The sequence below is a fragment of the Escherichia sp. XD33 genome, assembly GCF_019375075.1.
GTDB classification, from domain to species: domain Bacteria; phylum Pseudomonadota; class Gammaproteobacteria; order Enterobacterales; family Enterobacteriaceae; genus Enterobacter; species Enterobacter flexneri_A.
Window position 1 is genome coordinate 1 of record NZ_JAENDM010000125.1, and the last position, 3,530, is coordinate 3,530.

Sequence of the window (3,530 nt, forward strand, 5' to 3'; positions counted from 1 at the left end):
ATTTTCTGGTGCGTACCGGGCTGAGAGGCGGTGTAAGTGAACTGTAGTTGCCATGTTTTACGGCAATGAGAGCAGAGATAGCGCTGATGTCCGGCAGTGCTTTTGCCGTTACGCACCACCCCGTCAGTAGCTGAACAGGAGGGACAGCTGATAGAAACAGAAGCCACTGGAGCACCTCAAAAACACCATCATACACTAAATCAGTAAGTTGGCAGCATCACCTGGCTTTGTTGAATCGGTTACGTACCCCGGAGCCGGTCATATTTTCAGGTAATACACACGCTTTCAGACATTTCGGCTTTCGTCATTTTGGTATCATGGGCATAGCTTCTGCTACCTGACCATCATAATCACGCAGCTTCAGTGAAGCAGTGACCACCTGTTTAACCCGGTGTATCGTTATGATCTTATCCAGCAATTGAACCGCCCCGGGTTTCCTGGAGAGTGTTTTATCTGTGAACTCAGGCTGCCAGATCATCGTTTCCGATGGAAGCATAATAAGCTTTTTCTGCTTCTGCCGGTGGGATATGGCCCTGCCTTTCCAGCAATCGTCGATTGTTATACCAGTCCACCCACGTGAGTGTGGTCAGCTCATCATACTGACACGTGCATTACCCCTACCGCGATAATGCAACCGTACAATATAGGGCGTTTCCTAAACGCAGCCCTCATCACTCCAATCCAACAAGACACAGCATTTTTGATCACGAAGAAAGACAAATAATTTCCGTAAATGTTTCCGTTGTTACAAATAACAACAGTGTTTTACATTTCTTTGGCCTCAGGCCCGCGCATGTTGCCATTCGATGTCATTTTCCTGACTCATTTCTTCTTTATGGTGTAGTGTGATCTTCACTTTATGGATGCTAACAATATGAAAAGAAAAATTATTCCCGTGCTAATCGGTTGTACGCTCTCTTTCTCTGCCCTGGCGACACAACCTACGGCTGAGCGCTATGTCGTCAGTTTTCCAGAAGGCACGCACGTGAACTACGCCGGCGCATTTGCCAGTGCATTCCCGAACGGCCTTCCGGTTGGGATAGGTTCTGGCCTGCTGTTCACCGGTAAACAGGGCGATGCCCTGACATTCGCAACCATTACCGATCGCGGTCCGAACGCGGATTCACCGAAAGAGGGGAAAAACGAAGCTAAAATTTTCGTTACGCCAGATTTCGCGCCGCTGCTGATGACGATTCGTGTACAAAACGGCAAAGCGGAGGCCATCGATCCCCGTCCTCTGCATGACGATAAAGGCGCGATCAACGGTCTGCCGCTGGCAAGCGACGTGATTGGCTCCACCAATGAAGTGGCCTTCAGCGACACGTTACATAGACTGAAGGGGGATAATCGCGGGCTGGATACGGAAGGGATCACTCCGGATGGTAAAGGAGGTTACTGGCTGTGTGATGAGTATGGCCCGTTCCTGATTAACATCGACAGTAAAGGGAAAATCCTGGCAATCCACGGTCCGCAGGCGGCGGAAGGGGAAAAAGCGATTGCGGGCGGTTTGCCAAATATCCTCAAATGGCGTCAGGCGAACCGCGGCTTTGAAGGCCTCACCCGTATGCCGGACGGGCGTATTATTGTCGCCGTGCAAAGTACGCTGGATATCGACGCTAAGAGCAAGAACAAGGCGCTGTTTACGCGTCTGGTGAGCTTCGATCCGGCAAGCGGAAAAACCGCGATGTACGGTTATCCCATCGACAGCGCGGCCTACAGCAAAAACAGCGACGCTAAAATCGGAGACATCGTGGCGCTCGATAACCAGCACATCCTGCTGATCGAACAGGGAAGAGATAAAAACAACAGAATGCGTAACCTGATTTACAAGGTCGATCTCAATAAGGCGAGCGACCTGTCAGGCTTCGACAAGCCGGGTGAGTATCCGGAGTTTGATGATGAGAAAACCCTGTCACAGCGCGGCATTACCCTTGCGCAGAAAACGCAGGTTGTTGATCTGCGCTCCTTGGGCTGGCAGCAGGAGAAGGCTGAAGGGTTGGCGCTGATCGACAGCAAAACGCTGGCGGTGGCGAACGATAACGACTTTGGCGTGAAGGTGGCGATGCAACATCCGGTCGAGGGCAAGACATTCAAGGATTATCGGGTGAACGCGGAAGGAAAGCTGACGCTTGACGACAAGCAGGTTGAAACGACCCTCAGAGTGAAGCCACTGGAGAAACCGGAGTCTGACAGTGAACTGTGGATTGTGACGCTGCCGGAAGCGTTGAAATAAGTTTATAAGGTACGGACAGCAGTATCGCTTAGTTTTTCAAATTCATGTATGTGAACAATATTGGGGTTCCGGCGTAGACCCCCAATGAAAGCGTCACCACGTGAAAACATGCCTGCACGGTTTACACGTCATCCCATGGTGGCAGCCGGTTAACTTTCCTGCGCCACCAGTGGAAAAAGGCCATAAGCAGTCCGAACAAAAGTAAGCGTACAGCGAGGGCCGTATTGACGGGGATGTGTTATTCAGCTGGCAGTGCTATGCGCCACGGAAGCAGTTCGCTGACCCGGTTGACCGGCCAGTCTCCTATGACGCCAAGCACATGGCGAAGGTAGCTTTCTGGATCCACGTCATTCAGTTTGCACGTCCCGATCAGGCTGTACAGTAGCGCTCCCCGCTCACCACCATGGCCAGAGCCGAAGAACAGGGTCTTCATCTTTTCACGCAACCAGCTTTCCAGGGATTTCAACAGCGGTTTCGTTTTTCGCTGACGTTCAGCAAGCCGCTGCTCTGCCGGCATTCCCCTTATATCCGCCTCTATGGCGTACAACTGACCGATCTGCTCCAGGGCTTCTTCCGTCAGTGCTGACGGGATGCGGACGTGCACATCGTGGATCTTTCGGCGGGCATGAGCCCAGCAGGCAGCTTCCGTTATCCCACCATTGCGATACAGCTCGTTGAACCCGGCGTACGCATCCGCTTGCAGCACACCGCTGAAGCAAGCAAGATGAGTCTGCGGATGGATGCCTTTTCTGTCCGGGCTGTAAGCGAACCACACTGCAGGTGCCAACGCTGACCCGGCATTGCGGTCATCACGAACATACGCCCACAACCGCCCGGTCTTCGTCTTCTTATTACCCGGCAGCAGTACCTGGACCGGGGTATCATCGGCATGGAGTTTGCCGTCAGTCATGACATAGCCATGAAGCGCCTCTTCCAGCGGAGACAGCAGCCGGCAGCATGCATCCACCCAGCCCGACAGCAGTGAACGGCTCAGCTCCACACCTTGCCGGCCGTATATTTCTGACTGGCAATACAGCGGGGTGTGCTCTGCATACTTCGAGGTCAGCACGCGGGCCAGCAGCCCCGGTCCGGCGATACCCCGCTCGATGGGTCGCGAAGGTGCAGGTGCCTGCACGATGGCATCGCACTGAGTACAGGCATGTTTTTCCCGTACCGTCTGAAGTGGCACACTGAATTTGGCCACCTGAACAGAGGTGATATGCTCACCTCAGAACAACACAGGTGCTCCAATGAAAAAAAGAAATTTCAGCGCAGAGTTTAAACGCGAATCCGCTCA

At 53.0% G+C, this 3,530-nt stretch carries 3 protein-coding genes and 3 pseudogenes; 1 reads left to right on the forward strand and 5 read right to left on the reverse strand.

From position 1 onward, the window contains the following. The 3 genes and pseudogenes from K0778_RS25200 to K0778_RS25205 form a co-directional block, all read right to left on the reverse strand. Nucleotides 1–167: IS1 family transposase (locus tag K0778_RS25200; protein WP_000179192.1), on the reverse strand; the 167-nt coding region annotated here is incomplete at its 3' end. Nucleotides 168–266: 99 nt separating this feature from the next. Beyond that, nucleotides 267–397, reverse strand: a pseudogene (locus tag K0778_RS28715) (IS5/IS1182 family transposase); the annotation flags it as partial. Between the two features lie 64 nt (nucleotides 398–461). Beyond that, nucleotides 462–593, reverse strand: a pseudogene (locus K0778_RS25205) (IS3 family transposase); the annotation flags it as partial. Between the two features lie 281 nt (nucleotides 594–874). Between K0778_RS25205 and K0778_RS25210 the strand changes: the two are divergent. Further along, the gene (locus K0778_RS25210) at nucleotides 875–2,233 is read left to right on the forward strand and encodes an esterase-like activity of phytase family protein (RefSeq protein ID WP_153449162.1); all 1,359 of its coding nucleotides are present in this window, start codon (nucleotides 875–877) and stop codon (nucleotides 2,231–2,233) included. A 121-nt stretch (nucleotides 2,234–2,354) separates the two neighbouring features. Here K0778_RS25210 and K0778_RS25215 read toward each other — a convergent pair. Both K0778_RS25215 and K0778_RS25220 read right to left on the reverse strand, forming a co-directional pair. Further along, nucleotides 2,355–2,432: pseudogene (locus tag K0778_RS25215) on the reverse strand (DUF6404 family protein); the annotation flags it as partial. Between the two features lie 39 nt (nucleotides 2,433–2,471). Then, nucleotides 2,472–3,452, reverse strand: coding sequence for an IS66 family transposase (locus K0778_RS25220; RefSeq protein ID WP_285238366.1), 981 nt, complete (start codon nucleotides 3,450–3,452; stop codon nucleotides 2,472–2,474). Nucleotides 3,453–3,530: the final 78 nt, after the last annotated feature.